This window comes from Luteimonas suaedae (assembly GCF_008312895.1).
GTDB classification, from domain to species: domain Bacteria; phylum Pseudomonadota; class Gammaproteobacteria; order Xanthomonadales; family Xanthomonadaceae; genus Luteimonas; species Luteimonas suaedae.
Map to the genome: position 1 here is coordinate 171,153 of NZ_VSSP01000002.1, position 16,285 is coordinate 187,437.

Genomic DNA, 16,285 nt, shown 5'->3' on the forward strand with positions numbered 1-16,285 from the left:
GGCGATCTGCGACGAGCGCCCGCGGTGCGCAGGCATGCAAGCGGACGCGGGCCGGGAGATTTCACGTCGGGTTCTGAGGACAGCCCATAAGGTCGGCGCTGCAGCCGCCCGACCGGCGGTCTGCAAGTGACACGCATCCGCCATCGCCATGCCAGATCTCGACCTCAACCTGCTCACCGCCAACATCCACATGGGGTTCAGCGCCGGCCGGCGCCGTTTCGTCCTGCCCGAACTGCGGCAGGCGATCCGCACCGTGTCTGCGGACATCGTCTTCCTGCAGGAGGTCCAGGGCGCGCACGCCCACCACGCCAGGAAACATGCGCACTGGCCGGAGGTTCCGCACTACGAGTTCCTCGCCGACGAGCTCTGGCCACAGTTCGCCTACGGGCGCAACAGCGTGTATCCGCATGGCCATCACGGCAATGCGTTGCTGTCCAAGTTCCCGATCCTGAGCCACGTCAACCGCGACGTGTCGATCGCCGGCGCCGAAAGCCGCGGGCTGCTGCATTGCGTGCTCGACCTGCCCGGATCCGGGATCTCGATCCACGCGATCTGCGCCCATCTGGGGCTGCGCGACTCCCATCGCCGCGAGCAGCTGGACCTGCTGTGCGCCATGGTCTCGGCCGAGATCCCGGAGGATGCGCCGCTGATCGTCGCCGGCGACTTCAACGACTGGCGCCGCCGCGGCCATCCCCTGCTCGAGCGCTGCGGCCTGCGCGAGGCGCACCTGGAAACCCACGGCCGCCTCGCATGCACGTTTCCGGCGCGCTGGCCGCTGCTGCCGCTGGACCGGATCTACGTGCGCAATGTGCGCGTGCTCGAGGCCGCGGTGCTGTCGACGCCGCCCTGGTCGCACCTGTCCGACCATGCCACGCTCGCCGCCAGCGTCTGCCTGGAAGCACCGGAACCGCAATGGAACTGACGCCATGCGCATGACCGCGAGCGATCGGCTCTGGCGTCCGGGCAACCGCGTCGAACTCCTCGAGAACGGCGAGGCCTTCTTCCCGCGCGCGTTCGCGGCAATCGCGGAGGCCCGCCACGAGATCCTGCTCGAGACCTTCATCCTGTTCGAGGACAAGGTCGGCAACGAACTGCGCCGGCGCATCATCGATGCAAGCCGGCGCGGGGTGAGGGTCGAAATGACCGTCGACGGATATGGGTCGTACGACCTGTCGGAAGACTTTCTGTCGGGGCTGACGGCGGCAGGCGTGAAGTTCCGGATATTCGATCCGCGCCCGACCCTGTTCGGCATGCGCCTGAACGTCTTCCGCCGGCTGCACAGGAAACTGCTGGTCGTCGACGGCGAACGCGCCTTCGTCGGCGGCATCAACTACGGATGCGATCACCTGGAGGACGCCGGCCCGCTCTCCAAGCAGGACTACGCGCTCGAGGTCGAAGGCCCGGTCGTGGCCGATATCCGCAACTTCGTCTCCACGGCGATGCACGCCAACGACAATGGCCACTCGTGGAGCCATCCCGAAGTCGAACTCACGGCGGCCATGCCGGGAGACGCCCGGGCGCTGTTCCTGGTGCGCGACAACGGTCGCCACTCCACCGCAATCGAGCACGAATACCGCGCGGCGATCCGTGCGGCGCGGCGCGAGATCGTCATCGCCAACGCGTATTTCTTTCCCGGCTACGGATTCATGCGCGCGTTGGTGGATGCCGCCCGGCGCGGCGTCAAGGTATCGCTGATCGGCCAGGGCGAGCCGGACATGCCGTTCGCGCAGCTGGCCGCACGCATGCTGTATCCCGACCTGGTCGCCGCCGGCGTCACCATCTACGAATATTGCCGGCGGCCGTTCCACGGCAAGGTCGCACTGATCGACGACGACTGGAGCACCATCGGTTCCAGCAATCTCGACCCGCTGAGCCTGTCGTTCAACCTGGAGGCAAACGTCTTCATTCGCGACCGGGCGTTCAACCAGCAGCTGCGCCGGAAGCTCGACGGACTGCGGCAGCGCGACTGCCGTCGGATCGAGGCGCGGGCGCTGCCCAGGCGCAGCTTCTGGCGCACGTTGGTCGCGCCGATCTTCTACCACGCGCAACGGCGGTTCCCGACCTGGGCGGGCCTGCTGCCGGCGCACACGCCCAAGGTCGTGCTGGTCGCGACCGATGAGAAGCAAGACCCGTGAGCCAGGCCGATACGAAGCCGCGCGGAGTGCTCCGCCGCCGTCTGGCCAAGGCCTTCACGTTCGTATTGCTCGCAGTGGTCGCCGTGGCGTTGTTCCGCTATGCCGGTTCGGTCGACTGGCCGAGCGTGGGCGAGGCGCTGAAAGGTTATCCGGCCACGCAGCTGTGGTTGGCCGCGGGGCTGGCCGTCGCGAGCTACCTGCTGTATTGCGGCTACGATCTCGCGGCGCGCCGCTATGCCGGGCACGCGTTGTCCACGCCGCGTGTGCTGACGGCGGCGTTCGTCAGCTATGCGTTCAATCTCAATCTCGGCGCGCTCATCGGCGGTGTCGGCTTCCGCTTCCGCATGTACCTGCGCGCGGGGATCGGTGCCGGCGTCATCACCCGCATCGTCGCCTTCAGCATCGTCGCCAACTGGCTCGGCTATGTCGCGCTCGCCGGACTGCTGCTGGTGTTGGCTCCGGAACCACTGGCGGGCGTCGCGAGCCTGCGCGCGTGGTACCTGAGCGCCGCGGGCGTCGCGGCACTGGCACTGGTCGTGGCCTATCTGCTGGCCTGCGCAGGGCTGCGCGGACGGGTCCTGCGCATCCGCGGACACGAGTACCGGTTGCCATCGCCTACGCTGGCCCTGCTGCAGCTGGCGCTGTCGTCGCTCAACTGGCTGACGATCGCCACGATCCTGTTCGTGCTGCTCGGCCGCGAAATAGCCTATCCCGTGGTACTGGGCGCGTTGCTGGCGGGCGCGGTGTTCGCCGCACTCGTCCACATTCCCGCCGGTCTGGGCGCGCTGGAAGCAGCGTTCTTCACCCTGCTCGGCAACCACGCCGAACAACCGCAGCTGATCGCGGCGCTGCTGGTCTACCGTGCGATCTACTACATTGCGCCGCTGCTGCTGGCGATCCTGACCTATCTGGGCCTGGAAACCCGGGGCCTGCAGCGCGGCGGCCGCTCCGGCGGGGACTGACTTCGAGACGAACTTCGAGACGAAGGCTGCGTTGACCGTGCTCTCACACCCGATGCGCTACTTTTCACCCTGCCGGGGATTAGCCGACGGGCTGAGGTCCGAAGGCGAAGCTCCGGTAGAAGGCTCAGTCGCCGGGTGTTTCATCCCCGGCACTGGGCCTTCTCATTTGCCGGGCGTCCACGGGACCGCGACTGGGAACTGCCCAGGAGCAACGACGGGCTGCGCCGCTTGTTCTGCAGCGTCCGTGAGTGAGTGAACCTGTTTTGCGAGTGGCTCGCAGCCCTGCGGCTGCTCGCATCGCCTTGACACCCCGTTCACTAGGATCGCCACGTTAACCGGGGAGAACGCGATGCGGCTCCGAGACAAGGTGGCGCTGATCACCGGCGCCGGGCAAGGGATCGGCCGCGGGATCGCGGAGCGCTTCGCGCAGGAAGGCGCGAAGGTGATCGTGGCCGACCTGCACGACGATGCCGATTCGCAACGGACGCTGGCGCTGGTGCACGATGCCGGCAGCGAGGGCTGCGTGCTCGCCGCCGACGTCGCCCGCGTCGATGCGGTGCGGGCGATGGTGGCCGAGGGCGCGCGCCGGATGGGCCGCATCGACATCCTGGTCAACAATGCCGGCGTCGAGCACCGCGCGACGTTCAGCGAAGTCACCGAGGCCGACTACGACCGCGTGCTGGACATCAACCTCAAGGGTGCGTTCTTCGCCGCGCAGGCCTTCGTGCGGCACCTGGGCGACAGCGGCCGCGGCGGCCGCATCATCAACATCAGCTCGGTGCACGAGCAGCTGCCGTTCCCCAACTTCACCAGCTACAGCGCCAGTAAGGGCGGAATCAAGATGCTGATGCGCAACCTGGCGGTGGAACTGGCGCCGCTGGGCATCACCGTCAACAACGTGGCGCCCGGCGCGATCCGCACGCCGATCAACGCACCCCTGCTCGACGATCCGGAACTGCTGGAACCGCTGCTGGCCAATATTCCGCTCAAGCGGCTCGGAACCCCGCGCGACGTCGCCGGCGCGGTGGCGTTCCTGGCCTCGGCCGACGCCGACTACATCACCGGCAGCACCGTCTACGTCGATGGCGGGCTGCTGTGGGACTACACCGAAAAGCGCGTCCGGAGCGATGAGCAGCAAACCGACTGAGTCGCGCGACATCGAGCGCAACGCCGCCAAGGTGGCGACGGTCGCGCAGCCCGACACCCTGACGCCCGCGGACCGGTACCAGGAACTGTTCGTCGCGGTGCAGTCCGGGCGGGTGTTCCCCGACAGCAAGATCTTCGTCGACTGCGCGCCGCTGCAGGATCCGGAAGACATCCTCGACGCCTACCGCGCGCGGAAATCGGCGCCCGGTTTCGACCTCGCCGCGTTCGTGCACGCGCATTTCCGGCCCGAGCACCCGCCCACCAGCCGCTATGTCTCCGATCCGGAACGCACGCTGGCCGAGCACATCGACTACCTGTGGGACGTGCTGACCCGACAGCCGCGGGAGCACCCGGTGCGTTCCTCGCTGCTGCCGCTGCCCAATCCGTACGTGGTGCCGGGCGGGCGCTTCGGCGAGATGTACTACTGGGACTCCTATTTCGCCATGCTCGGCCTGGCCGGCAGCGGCCGGCTCGACCTGATGCGCTCGATGGCCGACAACTTCGCCTACCTGATCGACACCTACGGCCACGTGCCTAACGGCAACCGCAGCTACTACCTGAGCCGCTCGCAGCCGCCGGTGTTCGCGCTGATGACCGAACTGTTCGAGGCGCACGGCATCTGCCAGGCCTTGCGCTACCTGCCGCGGCTGCGCAAGGAGTACGCGTTCTGGATGCAGGGTGCCGACGAACTGCGCCGCAACGAGATGCACCGCCACTGCGTGCGCATGGACGACGGCGCCCTGCTCAACCGCTACTGGGACGACCGCGACACCCCGCGCGAGGAGTCGTATCGGGAGGACGTCGGCACCGCCGCGCAGGGCCGGCGCCCGGTGCACGAGGTCTATCGCGAACTGCGCGCCGGCGCCGCTTCGGGCTGGGATTTCAGCTCGCGCTGGTGCGACGACGACGGTGGGCTGCCCACCATCCGCACCACCTCGATCCTGCCGGTGGACCTCAACAGCTTCCTGCACAAGCTGGAAGCGCAGATCTCACAGCTCGCGGCAGCCAGCGGCGACGACGCGTCGGCCATCGAATTCAGCCGCCGTGCCTATGCGCGCCGCCAGGCGATCGACCGCTGGTTGTGGAGCGAAGCCGCCGGCGCCTATCTCGACTACGACTGCCGGCACGGCTGCCAGCGCGAACGCCTGTTCGCGTCCACGGCAACGCCGCTGTTCGTGGGCATTGCCAGCCGGTCGCAGGCGCAGCGCGTGGCCGAAGCCGTTCGCTCGCGATTGCTGGAGGACGGCGGGGTCGGGACCAGCGAACGTGTGAGCGGCGAGCAATGGGACCAGCCCAACGGCTGGGCGCCGCTGCAATGGATGACGATCTGCGGCCTGGCCGATTCCGGCGAAGGCCTGCTGTCGCGCGAGATCCGCCGGCGCTGGCTGACCACCGTGTCCAGCCACTTCCGACGCGAGCGCAAGCTCGTCGAGAAGTACGCGCTGCAACTGCCGCCCGAAGGCGCGCACGGCGGCGGCGGCGGCGAATACCCGCTGCAGGACGGGTTCGGCTGGACCAACGGCGTGACGGGGCGGCTGCTGCGCGACGGCGCCCATCCCGAGGTGGCTAGCCTGGGCACAGAGTAAGTATCCCCCGGCAAAGCCGGGAGGCTCGAGGAGCCCTCAAGGGAGCCAATCAAAGCGGGTGCGAGGCCGCATGTGAAAAGGGGCCTTGAACAAGCTACCGATCGGGCGCAATCTCGGCGCGCCGGCGACCGCCGGCATTTCAGAGTAGAGAGATGGCCAAGAACGAGAAGACCGGCAAGAAAGCCGCGACGTCGGCCTCGAAGGTGCTCCGCGGTACAGGCACGCCGACCGATGCAAAGCGGGCCGCAGCATCGGCGATGTCGCAGGCGCCCGACAGAAAAAAGGGCAAGCGCTGAATGATTGTTTGGCGAGTATTGATGTAAGACTTTGGCTTTGCAGGCCGATCGAGGCCTGCAAAGTCGTATACGCCAGATCGGATCGTATGAGGGCACTACCTTGACATGGTAGGTGGCGGGTACCCGTAGGTGGCCTCGAGTATCACTGTCCGGCGTATTGAAGGCGCGGGAGAATTTGACGAGGCCGGCCTGATCCGACAACAGGGGGAGATATGAAGACAATATTGGGGCAGGCATCTGCCTGGCGGCGCTGAGCGGCTGCGCGACAGTGATGAACGACTCCACGCATCCTGTGAGAGTCGAGACGAAGACGGAGGATGGCCGGCTTCTTTCAGGGGCCGATTGTTCTGTCACAAACGACAAGTCCAGCATTCGGGGAAGGTCTGGTGAAACACTACAGGTGCGCAGGTCGAGCAAGGACTTGGATATTACCTGTACGTTAGAAGGTCTTCCGCCAGCCACGGCTCGCGCAATCTCTCGGACCAATGCGGGGATGTGGGGGAACATCATCATCGGCGGAGCTATCGGCGCTATCGTCGATCACAACAAGGGGACGGCATACACCTATCCCACTTGGATGCAACTCGTATTCGGCAAGACGTTGACGTTTGATCGGAGAGACGAGGATAACGCTGGTCCAGTCCCTGCAAGAGAAATCGAAGATTCAGGCAGATACGCGGCCCAAACGGTCCAGCCGACAAATGACCCGGTAACGGCGGGAATCGGCGCGCGCACGCCTATCGAAGGGCAGCCATACCAACCGGACCCGGCGAAGCGCTGCGATGCCTGCAAGAGAATCAAGACCCCATAGCGCATGGCCGGCCTAGCGATTCGTTTGCGGAACAGGAAGTCAGTGGCCGTGGCGACAGGTGTCCGAAGTGCGGTGATCCTGCCGTGTGCCGATTCGGCAATGAGCCGCGCCGAAGATCAGTTCCTTCAATAACCACTGCGTAGCTCATAAGAAAAGCCCCTCCGGAAAGGGGCTTTTTCTTTATTACTGCGCGGCAAGCGCTTCGTGGATCGCATCCGGCCTGACGGCGGCTATCTTGAGTAGCGTCTTGGCTGCGCCAGACGGTTGCCGCCTGTTCTGTTCCCAGTCCTGAAGCGTCCGCTTGGAAACGTCCAGCACCTCGGCAAACTGTGCCTGCGACATTCCCAGGCGCTGCCTGGCCTCGAGGGCAATCGACACAGGCACCATATTGACGCGGCCAACGTCACCACTCTTGACGCGGCGGATCGATTCCAGCAGTTCGGCGCCAAGATCGCGCTTGGCGTCACGTTCGCGCAACTTGTTCTCATTCATTGGCATGGCCTAATTCCTCCGCAATCTGACGCAATACATGCGCCGGAATGTTCTCTTGGGCGCCCTTCCCGTAGATGATCAACACTACAAGGGCGCCGCTTGCAAGGCGCGTCGTGTAGATCACCCGCACACCACCTCGCTTGCCCATCCCTGAGCGCGACCACCGCACCTTGCGGCAACCGCCAGATCCTGGGACCACCTCGCCTTGATCAGGATTTCCGGCGATGAAGGTCACGAACTCATCGTGTTCTCCCTCGGTCCAGTAGTCCGGCCAATCCCTTGAAAACAAAGGCGATTCGATGACCGTCAGCATCTGCATGACGTAGACTATACGGCATTGCCGTACATTTTAAAACCCTTGTACGCCCCTGAATCTGTTTCTCGTGAGCACGGCTCCCAGCCCGTGCCCGCCCCTCATGCAGGGCTTTCGTGGCCTGAACCTGAACGGATGCGGGACAAATTACCCGTCGGATTTCCTCTGCATGCGCCGCATGCCATCGACCGACTGGCTGCCTCAACTCACACCGGCAACGGATGCCACCCAGCGATGGAAAACCTTGAGCAAGTCGTGAACTGAGCCACTACGCTCTCTCTACGGTGATGAACGTATGGAATGGGATCTTGTGCTGGTTTCGATAGAGCTGCCGCTCGTATGTGCGCCGCCGGCAGCCGGAACTCACGAACGTGCATCAGGAAGATGTGTTTGGTGCCCGGGGTCGGAATCGAACCGACATGGCCTTTCGGCCGAGGGATTTTAAGTCCCTTGCGTCTACCAGTTTCGCCACCCGGGCCGGTGCGTTAGCGTGCCTGAGACGCCTCGTGCATGGAACCCTCGCGTCACCGGCACGCTGGCGGAGCCGGAGCCAACGAGCCGGTGAATGTTCCCCGGTAAAGGGGCTGCCTACCGAAGTCATCGCGCGGCGGCGGACACCGATGCCGGATACTGCAGTCTGGCCCTGCGAGGAAAGACCGATGAAGCTGCTGCACGTGGGGGCGACGGGACTGGTCGGCGGACACGTGCTGTCGCAGGCGCTGGCCCACCCGCGCATCGAGCGGGTGACGGCGCCGACCCGGCGGCCGCTCGAGGCGCACGCCAGGCTGGTCAATCCCGTGGTCGACTTCGAGCATCTGCCGGAGGATGCCGACTGGTGGGCCGCGGACGCGGTGGTCTGCACGCTCGGCACGACCCGCGCCAAGGCCGGGTCCGATCAGGCCTTCCGCCGGGTCGATCTCGACTATCCGCTCGCCGTCGCCCGGATCGCGCATCGCCATGGCGCCCGGGCCTTCGCCCTGAATTCGGCGCTGGGCGCGGACGCGGACGCGCGCATCCTGTACAGCCGCACCAAGGGCGAACTGGAACGGGCACTGGCGGATGTCGGATTCGTGTCGCTGACCTTCGTCAGGCCGGGACTGATCGGCGGCGATCGCGCCGAGTTCCGCGCCGGCGAGCGCGCCGCCTCGGCATTGCTGCGCGTGCTGGCGCCAGTGCTGCCGCGCCGCTACCGCATCAATCCCGCCGCCAACGTCGCCGCGGCGTTGCTCGATGCGGTGGTCGACCCGCGCCCGGGACGGCACGTGGTGGGGTCGGAACGGCTGGCCTGAGCCGCTTGCGGCGAATCGCTCGCCGACCGCCGCCGCATAGCGGAAAGGCCCGCCTCAGGCGAGCCTTTCCGGGTGTTGCGATGGAGGCCTGGGTCGGAATCGAACCGGCGTACACGGCTTTGCAGGCCGCTGCATGACCACTCTGCCACCAGGCCGGTGACTCGACACAAGTCTATCGGAAAACCCGACGGGCTCCCGACAAAACAAAACCCCGCAAGCGGGGTTCTGTCGTGAAAACCTGGAGCGGGAAACGAGACTCGAACTCGCGACCCCGACCTTGGCAAGGTCGTGCTCTACCAACTGAGCTATTCCCGCAGAGGAGGCGGAATTTTACCGTCCGCCGGCGGCGTGTCAACTTTTGTGTCCATCCGCCGGTCAGGAACGGCGGCGCCATGCCGGGGACTCCGGCGCCGATCCGGCTGCCGGCGCGAGCGCGTCATCCGCGTCAAGCCCCTGAATCCGGCCGTTGCCGACCCGTTTTCGCGGCCGCGGCGGGACGACCAGTCCGTTCTCGCTACTCGTCGCGGCTGCCGGCACTTGAATCGGCACGATCCCTCGCGGACGGGTGGTCCATGCCATGGCCCTCGCCGTCGCGCAGGACCGGCCAGGCCGCGCGCAGGTACTGCAGACCCGACCACAGCGTCAGCATCGCCGCGGCAGCCAGCAGCCAGTCGCCGAGATGGAAGATCGGCTCGCCCAGCCAGGGCATGGCCCCGCGCGGCCGTTGCGGGGTCACCGAGTACAGCAGGAACAGCAGCGCCAGCATCTGCACGACGGTCTTGAACTTGCCGATGCTGGCCACGCGCACGGTGGCGCGCTGGCCGAGTTCGGCCATCCATTCGCGCAGCGCCGAAACCGCGATCTCGCGGCCGACGATCACCGCCGCCCAGAACGCCATCCACGGCGTCGGGTGGGCCTGGACGATCAGGAACAGCGCCACCGCGACCATCAGCTTGTCGGCGACCGGGTCGAGAAAGGCGCCGAACGCCGAGTACTGGTGGTAGCGCCGCGCGATCCAACCGTCCAGCCAATCGGTGATGGCCGCCAGGCCGAACACCGCCGCAGCGGCGAAGTTGGTCCAGCCGAACGGCAGATAGAACACCAGCACCAGCAGCGGGATCATCAGGATCCGCAGCAGCGTCAGCCAGGTGGGAATGGTCAGCTTCATCCAGGCGGGCTCATGGCGTTCACGACCGCCGGCGTCACCTTCCCTCCCGCGAACGGGCGAGCAGCGCGCCGCAGCGGCGAGGCCATTCTACGGTGTCGGCGTATGCAGCTGCAGGACGGTGCACGCGATGCGAAGGCGGTCACGTCAGCCTTCGGCATCCAACCCGTGCAGGTTGGCGTAGATGCGTCGCGCCAGCGCCGCGTTGATGCCCTCGACCTGCGCGATCTGCTCGGCCCCGGCCGCCTTCAGCCCGGCCAGGCCGCCGAAATGCCGCAGCAGGCTGGCACGGCGGCGTGGGCCGATCCCGGCGATATCCTCCAGGCGGCTGACGGTCCGCGCCTTCTGCCGGCGTCCGCGATGGCCGGTGATGGCGAAGCGGTGCGCCTCGTCGCGCACCTGCTGCACCAGTTGCAGCCCGGGCGCGTCCGGCCCCGGCCGCAGTTCGCGGCCGTCGGGCAGCAGCAGCGCCTCGTGGCCGGCGCGGCGGGCCTCGCCCTTGGCCACGCCCACCAGGGTCACGCTGCCGATGCCGAGTTCTTCCAGCACTTCCCGCGCCTGGGCCACCTGCCCCGCTCCGCCGTCGATCAGCAACACATCGGGCAGCACCCCCTCCGCTTCCACCGCGCGCCGGAAGCGACGCGTCAGCGCCTGCCGCATCGCCGCGTAATCGTCGCCCGGGGCGATGCCGGCGATGTTGTAGCGCCGGTACTGGCTGCGCACCGCACCCTCGGCGCCGAACACCACGCAGGAGGCGACCGTGGCCTCGCCCATGGTGTGGCTGATGTCGAAACACTCGATGCGCTGGGGCGGCTCGGCCAGGTCCAGCAGCTCGCGCAGCGCCTCCAGCCGCAACGACTGCGCCGACTGGCTGTCGAGCCGGCTGACCAGGGCGGCGCCGGCATTGCGCCGCGCCAGGTCGACATACCCGGCGCGCTCGCCACGCACGCTGCCCTTGATCTGCACCCGCCGCCCGGTCGCCTCCGAGAACGCCTGCTGCAGCAGTTCGACATCCTCGATCACGCGATCGAGGACGATCTCGCGTGGCGGCGGCTGTTCGGCGTAGTACTGCGACACGAACGCCGACAGCACCTCGGCCGGATCCTCGCTGCCGCTGGTCTTGGGGAAGAACGCCCGGGTGCCGAGATTGCGGCCGTCGCGGAACGCCAGCAGCAGCACGCAGGCGGCGGTGCCCTGCATGGCGCAGGCAAGCACGTCGAGGTCGGCGACGCGGCCGTCGACGTACTGGCGCGCCTGCAGCCCGCGGATCGAGGCGACCAGGTCGCGCAAGCGCGCGGCCTGCTCGAAGTCCAGGCGCTCGCTGGCGCGCTCCATCGCGGTGTTGAGCTCGTCGGTGAGCTCGTCGCTGCGCCCGTCCAAGAACAGCGCCACCCGGCGCACGGATTCGGCATAGTCCGGCGCGGATACCAACCCGACGCAGGGCGCGCTGCAGCGGCCGATCTGGTACTGCAGGCAGGGGCGCGAGCGGTTGCGGAACACGCTGTCCTCGCAGCTGCGCAGGCGGAACAGCTTGTGCATCACGTTGAGCGTCTCGCGCACCGTGCTGGCGCTGGGGTACGGCCCGAAGTAGCGGCCCGGGATGCCGCGTGCGCCGCGGTGGAAGGCCAGCCGCGGCCAGTCCTCCTGCGTCAGCAGCACGTAGGGATAGCTCTTGTCGTCGCGCAGCATCACGTTGTAGCGCGGCTTGAGCGACTTGATCAGCTGGTTTTCGAGCAGCAGCGCCTCGACCTCGGTGCGGGTGACCGTCACCTCCATCGACGCCACCTGCGCCAGCATCGCCATGATCCGGGTCGGCTTGGGAGAGGCGCTGAAGTAATTCGCCACGCGTTTGCGCAGCGAGGCCGCCTTGCCCACGTACAGCACGCCGCCGTCGGCGGCGAGCATGCGATACACCCCGGGCGCGGTGCTCAGGCTGGCGACGAAGGCCTTGCCGTCGAAGACCTGCGGTGGCGATGGCGGTGGCGGAGCGCCGGAGTCAGGATGCGATGGCATGGCAGGCATCGGAGATGCGGGCGGGCCGCGTGCAATTCAACGCGGCCGGGGCCAGGACCGGCACCCGGCCGCCCGTCCGGGCGCCACGCCACCGCATCATTCGCCGATCGGGACGTGGTGCAGGTCGCCGGTCGCGATCTCCAGGCGCAGCACCGCATGGGCATCGGTGTCCGCGATCCAGACCACCCCGCCCGCGACCGCCAGTCCCGACGGCCCATGCAGCGGGCGCGGCAGTTCGAAGCTGGTCACCTCGCCGCCGCCCAGCCGCAGGCAGCGCAGGCTGTCGTTGCCGCTGTCGGCGATCCACAGCCGCGGCGCGTCGGGATCCAGCGCGATCGCCTGCGGTTGCTGCAGGCGCGCGGAGACCCGCTTGCCGTCGGCATCGCCGAACTCCCACGGACCCTGGCCGAGCAGCGTCTGCACCTGGCCGGTGCGGATGTTGACGTTGCGCACTGCCGAGCCGGCCGCGTCGCATACGTAGACCACCTGCTGCACCGCGGCCAGCGCCACCGGCTCGGCGAAGGCCGCCTCGGCGCCCTGGCCGTCGGCGACCTCCAGCGCGCCCGAGCCCGCCAGGCAGCGCAGTTCGTGGTTGCCGAGGTCGTAACTCCAGATGCGGTTGTCGCCGCTGCTGGCGACGAACAGCCTGCCGCCGGACAGTGCCACCGCGCGCGGCTGGTCCATCACCACCGCGCGCGCATCGGTCACCGTGCCATCGGCGGCAGTGCCGCGGCGGCCGGCGCCGAACACGGTGTCGATGTCGCCGGTGCGCAGCTGGATCCGGCGCACCGCGTGGTTGCCGCCGTCGGCGACGTACAGCAGGTCGCGCTCCACGGCGATGCCCTGGGGCCGGTTGAACGCGGCCAGCTCCATCGGCCCGTCGATGAAGCCGGGGCCGCCGCTGCCGAACTGGCGCAGCACGCGCCCGCTCTGGTCGCACTCGAGGATGCGGTGATGGTTGCTGTCGGCGACATACAGATAGTTGCCTGACAGCGCCAGACCGACCGGGAACCGCAGCGGCAGCGCCGGCTCGCCGCTGCGGCGCAGCTCGATCGGCCGCACGCTGCGCGACTGCGGCACCAGCCCTGCGGCGAGCTCACCGACGCGGGCGTCGAGCTCGCGCACCGGCCCATCGCCGACCACGCGCTCGCGGATCTTTCCCTCGCCGTCGATCAGCACCACCGTCGGCCAGGCCTCGATGCCGTAGTGCTGCCACAGCGTCCAATCCGGATCGTGGGCGATCGGGAAGTCGATCTTCTGCCGGCGCAGGCGCTTGGCCACCCGGCGCGGATCGCGCTCGTGCTCGAACTTGGGCACGTGCACGGCGACCACGTTCAAGCGTTCGCCGTGGCGCGCGTGTAGATGTGCCAGGTCGTTCAGGCGCTGGCTCGACCAAGCCGAGCCGGCGTTGACGAAGGCGAGCGCGCAGACCTTGCCGCGCAGCTGCGCCATGCGCAGCGGCTCGGTCAGGTTCAACCAGTCCAGTGAACTCGGGAACTCGGGGGCGATCTGCGCATCCATCCTGTCGGCCAACGTCCGCGTCGCCGGATTATGCGTCAATCCCCGGCCGTGGGTTCGAATCCGGCCTGCAGCCTGCGTACGGCCGCGGCGGCGGCCGCGTCCACCACCGACCAGACATGCTCGAACTCGTCGTGCCCGCCGGTATAGGGATCGGGAATGGCGCCGTCGCCAGCGTCCTCGACGCCCGCCCAGCGCGTGAACAGCTCGATGCGGGCCGAGGCGGCGGCCGGGCGCCACGCGCGCACGTCGCGCAGGTTCTGCAGGTCGGCGCACAGCAGCCAGTCGAAGCGGGTGTAGTCGGCGGGTTGCAGCTGCCGCGCGCGCAGGCCGGAGATGTCGACGCCGTGGCGCGCGGCGGTGGCGATCGCGCGCCGGTCCGGTGGATCACCCGCGTGCCAGTCGCCGGTCCCGGCGGAATCGACGACGACGTGCCGCAGCCCCGCTTCGTCCAGGCGCATGCGCAGGGCGCCCTCGGCCATCGGCGAACGGCAGATGTTGCCCAGGCAGACCAGCAGCAGCTGCAGCGGCTCAGCCATGCGCCGGTGCCATCCGTGATTCGGCCCGCGCCAGGTCCTCGACGGTATCGACGCCGGGCGGGAACGGCTCCGGGGTCAGCGCCACCGCGATGCGATGCCCGGCCTCCAGCGCGCGCAGCTGCTCCAGCGCCTCGATCCGCTCCAGCCGCCCCGGCGGCAACGCCGCGAAGCTGCGCAGGAAGCCGGCGCGATAGCCGTAGATGCCGATATGCCGCAGCCAGGGGCCCTCCTCCGGCAAACGGCTGCGATCGGCAGCGAAGGCGTCGCGCGGCCACGGCACCGGTGCGCGGCTGAAGTACAGCGCGTCGCCGTTGCCGGCGCGAACCAGTTTCACCGCGTTGGGATCGAACAGCGTGTCGACGTCGTCGATCGGTGCGGCCAGCGTGCTCATCGGCGCACCGGACGCGGCCAGCACGTCGGCCACCGCGCGGATGCCCGCGGCGGGCGCGAACGGCTCGTCGCCCTGCAGGTTGACCACGAGGGTCGCGTCGTCCCAACCGGCGATGTCGGCGCACTCGGCCAGGCGGTCGGTGCCGGACGGATGCGCGGAAGACGTCATCGCCGTACGCACCGCCGTGCCGGACAGCGCCTGCACCACGCGCTCGTCGTCGGTCGCCACCCAGACCTCACGCGCGCCCGCGGCGAGCGCGCGCCGCGCCACGTGCAGCACCAGCGGTTCGCCGGCCAGCAGGCGCAGCGGCTTGCCCGGCAGGCGGGCGGCGGCGTGGCGCGCGGGAATGGCGACGATGAAATCGACGGGTGCGGGCATGGCCCAGATTCTCGCATGGCAGCGACGGGGCATCACGATGAAGCCCTTCCCCGGCGCGACGCCTCCTCCCGTAGGAGCGCGCCATGCGCGCGATACCGCGGGTGCCGGCAGGATCCGGCGGATGCCGCGACTCCAGACCGGCAGGCGCACCGGTCACCGGAATTCGCGGAGCGGCGAAATGCCCGCGGCATCGCGCGCATGGCGCGCTCCTACGGGTGCGACAGCCGGTCGAGCAGCGCGATCCAGAACGCTTCCGGCAGTTCGGCGGTCGCCGGCACGCTGAAATGGCGTTCGCCGGCGAACGGCTGGCATTTCACCGCGTCCTTTTCGGTCATCAGCACCGGCAGGTCGCTGCCGAAGCGCAGGTCGTCGGCGACGTAGCGGTGGTGATCGGCGAACGCGTGCGGCACCACCGCGATGCCGTGTTCGCGCAGGGTGGCGAAGAAGCGCTCCGGATCGCCGATGCCGGCCACCGCATGCACGCGTTGCCCGGAAAAAGTCCGAAGCGGGCACGGCCGGCCACCCTGCAGCGGCTGCGCGTGGTCGACCCGCAGCCGCATCGGCCATTCCCCGAAACCGGCGTCTCCGACCTCGTCGGCGCCGAGGTTGACGACACGGAACTGGCAATCGCCGCCGCGCCCGGCCGGTTCGCGCAAGGGACCGGCCGGCAGCAGCAGGCCGTTGCCGTAGCGGCGGCGGCCGTCGATCACCTCGATCTCGAGATCGCGCCGCAGCCGGTAGTGCTGCAGACCGTCGTCGCAGACCACCACGTCGCAGCCCGCGCCGACCAGGGCACGCGCCGCGGCCAGGCGATCGCGATCCACGCGCACCTTCGCACCGGTGCGCCGGGCGATCAGCACCGGTTCGTCGCCGCCGCGCCGCGGATCGGTATCCGGATCGACCCACAGCACATCCTCCGCCTGCGCGCGGCCGTAACCGCGGCTGGCGACGCCCGGCGTACGCCCCGCCGCGCGCAGCCGCTCCACCAGCGCGATGACGACCGGCGTTTTGCCGCTGCCGCCGGCGATCAGGTTGCCTACCACGATCACCGGCCGGTCGACGCCGCCGCGCCGCAGCAGGCCCTTGTCGTACAGCCATTTGCGCGAGGCCACCGCACCGGCGTAGGCCTCCGCGAGCAGCCTTGCCGGCAGCGGCGGCCGGCTGCCGTCGAACCAGTACCCAGGGGGCTGCAAGCGCTTGCGGTTCATGCGCCGGTATCCGGGGTCGGGCCGCGCCGGCACGCCGGCACCG

Annotated in this window: 15 protein-coding genes and 3 tRNA genes; 7 read left to right on the forward strand and 11 right to left on the reverse strand. The window is 68.6% G+C overall.

Annotation, left to right across the window (positions count from 1 at the left end; all coding sequences use genetic code 11):
- The first annotated feature begins 148 nt into the window (after positions 1-148).
- The 6 genes from FXO19_RS04905 to FXO19_RS19140 all read left to right on the forward strand — a co-directional run bounded on the left by FXO19_RS04905 (position 149) and on the right by FXO19_RS19140 (position 6,125).
- The gene (locus tag FXO19_RS04905) at positions 149-922 is read left to right on the forward strand and encodes an endonuclease/exonuclease/phosphatase family protein (RefSeq protein WP_149193970.1); all 774 of its coding nucleotides are present in this window, start codon (positions 149-151) and stop codon (positions 920-922) included.
- Positions 923-926: 4 nt separating this feature from the next.
- Positions 927-2,135 (forward strand): cardiolipin synthase ClsB, encoded by a 1,209-nt coding sequence (gene clsB, locus FXO19_RS04910; protein ID WP_255516298.1) that lies wholly within the window; start codon positions 927-929, stop codon positions 2,133-2,135.
- Between the two features lie 26 nt (positions 2,136-2,161).
- The gene (locus FXO19_RS04915) at positions 2,162-3,097 is read left to right on the forward strand and encodes a lysylphosphatidylglycerol synthase domain-containing protein (protein ID WP_255516299.1); all 936 of its coding nucleotides are present in this window, start codon (positions 2,162-2,164) and stop codon (positions 3,095-3,097) included.
- A 349-nt stretch (positions 3,098-3,446) separates the two neighbouring features.
- On the forward strand, positions 3,447-4,244 hold the full coding sequence (locus tag FXO19_RS04920; protein ID WP_149193972.1) for an SDR family NAD(P)-dependent oxidoreductase: 798 nt from the start codon (positions 3,447-3,449) through the stop codon (positions 4,242-4,244).
- Entirely contained in the window at positions 4,225-5,829 is a 1,605-nt protein-coding gene (gene treF, locus FXO19_RS04925; RefSeq protein WP_149193973.1) for an alpha,alpha-trehalase TreF, read from the forward strand. The genes FXO19_RS04920 and treF overlap by 20 nt, the downstream gene beginning before the upstream one ends.
- Before the next feature lie 152 nt (positions 5,830-5,981).
- Positions 5,982-6,125 carry a hypothetical protein gene (locus FXO19_RS19140; RefSeq protein ID WP_187775630.1) on the forward strand — a complete coding sequence of 48 codons (144 nt, stop codon included), beginning with the start codon at positions 5,982-5,984 and terminating at the stop codon, positions 6,123-6,125.
- Between the two features lie 994 nt (positions 6,126-7,119).
- On the opposite strand, the gene FXO19_RS04935 is transcribed toward FXO19_RS19140, so the two are convergent.
- The 3 genes from FXO19_RS04935 to FXO19_RS04945 all read right to left on the reverse strand — a co-directional run bounded on the left by FXO19_RS04935 (position 7,120) and on the right by FXO19_RS04945 (position 8,219).
- Positions 7,120-7,428 carry a helix-turn-helix domain-containing protein gene (locus tag FXO19_RS04935; protein ID WP_223115429.1) on the reverse strand — a complete coding sequence of 103 codons (309 nt, stop codon included), beginning with the start codon at positions 7,426-7,428 and terminating at the stop codon, positions 7,120-7,122.
- A complete protein-coding gene (locus tag FXO19_RS04940) occupies positions 7,421-7,747 on the reverse strand; it encodes a transcriptional regulator (RefSeq protein ID WP_223115430.1) in 327 nt (108 codons plus the stop codon). Before FXO19_RS04940 ends, FXO19_RS04935 begins: the two co-directional genes overlap by 8 nt.
- A 385-nt stretch (positions 7,748-8,132) precedes the next feature.
- Positions 8,133-8,219: transfer RNA gene (locus FXO19_RS04945), tRNA-Leu, on the reverse strand.
- A 181-nt stretch (positions 8,220-8,400) separates the two neighbouring features.
- Between FXO19_RS04945 and FXO19_RS04950 the strand changes: the two genes are divergently transcribed.
- Complete coding sequence (locus FXO19_RS04950) at positions 8,401-9,030, forward strand: Rossmann-fold NAD(P)-binding domain-containing protein (protein WP_149193975.1); 630 nt, start codon at positions 8,401-8,403, stop codon at positions 9,028-9,030.
- An 81-nt stretch (positions 9,031-9,111) separates the two neighbouring features.
- Here FXO19_RS04950 and FXO19_RS04955 read toward each other — a convergent pair.
- From FXO19_RS04955 to lpxK, 8 genes are all read right to left on the reverse strand, one after another.
- Positions 9,112-9,185: transfer RNA gene (locus FXO19_RS04955), tRNA-Cys, on the reverse strand.
- 84 nt (positions 9,186-9,269) lie between these two features.
- Positions 9,270-9,345 (reverse strand) — tRNA-Gly (locus tag FXO19_RS04960).
- Positions 9,346-9,544: 199 nt separating this feature from the next.
- Positions 9,545-10,198, reverse strand: a complete 654-nt coding sequence (pgsA, locus tag FXO19_RS04965) for a CDP-diacylglycerol--glycerol-3-phosphate 3-phosphatidyltransferase (protein ID WP_149193976.1) — start codon at positions 10,196-10,198, stop codon at positions 9,545-9,547.
- 144 nt (positions 10,199-10,342) lie between these two features.
- Positions 10,343-12,208 (reverse strand): excinuclease ABC subunit UvrC, encoded by a 1,866-nt coding sequence (gene uvrC / locus FXO19_RS04970; RefSeq protein WP_149193977.1) that lies wholly within the window; start codon positions 12,206-12,208, stop codon positions 10,343-10,345.
- Positions 12,209-12,304: 96 nt separating this feature from the next.
- Positions 12,305-13,729 (reverse strand): redoxin domain-containing protein, encoded by a 1,425-nt coding sequence (locus FXO19_RS04975; RefSeq protein ID WP_149194196.1) that lies wholly within the window; start codon positions 13,727-13,729, stop codon positions 12,305-12,307.
- Positions 13,730-13,764: 35 nt separating this feature from the next.
- Complete coding sequence (locus FXO19_RS04980; RefSeq protein ID WP_149194197.1) at positions 13,765-14,253, reverse strand: low molecular weight protein-tyrosine-phosphatase; 489 nt, start codon at positions 14,251-14,253, stop codon at positions 13,765-13,767.
- Between the two features lie 4 nt (positions 14,254-14,257).
- A complete protein-coding gene (gene kdsB / locus FXO19_RS04985) occupies positions 14,258-15,034 on the reverse strand; it encodes a 3-deoxy-manno-octulosonate cytidylyltransferase (protein ID WP_149193978.1) in 777 nt (258 codons plus the stop codon).
- 209 nt (positions 15,035-15,243) lie between these two features.
- Positions 15,244-16,242: a tetraacyldisaccharide 4'-kinase gene (gene lpxK, locus FXO19_RS04990; RefSeq protein ID WP_149193979.1), complete on the reverse strand. Its 999-nt coding sequence runs from the start codon at positions 16,240-16,242 to the stop codon at positions 15,244-15,246.
- Between the last annotated feature and the right edge of the window lie 43 nt (positions 16,243-16,285).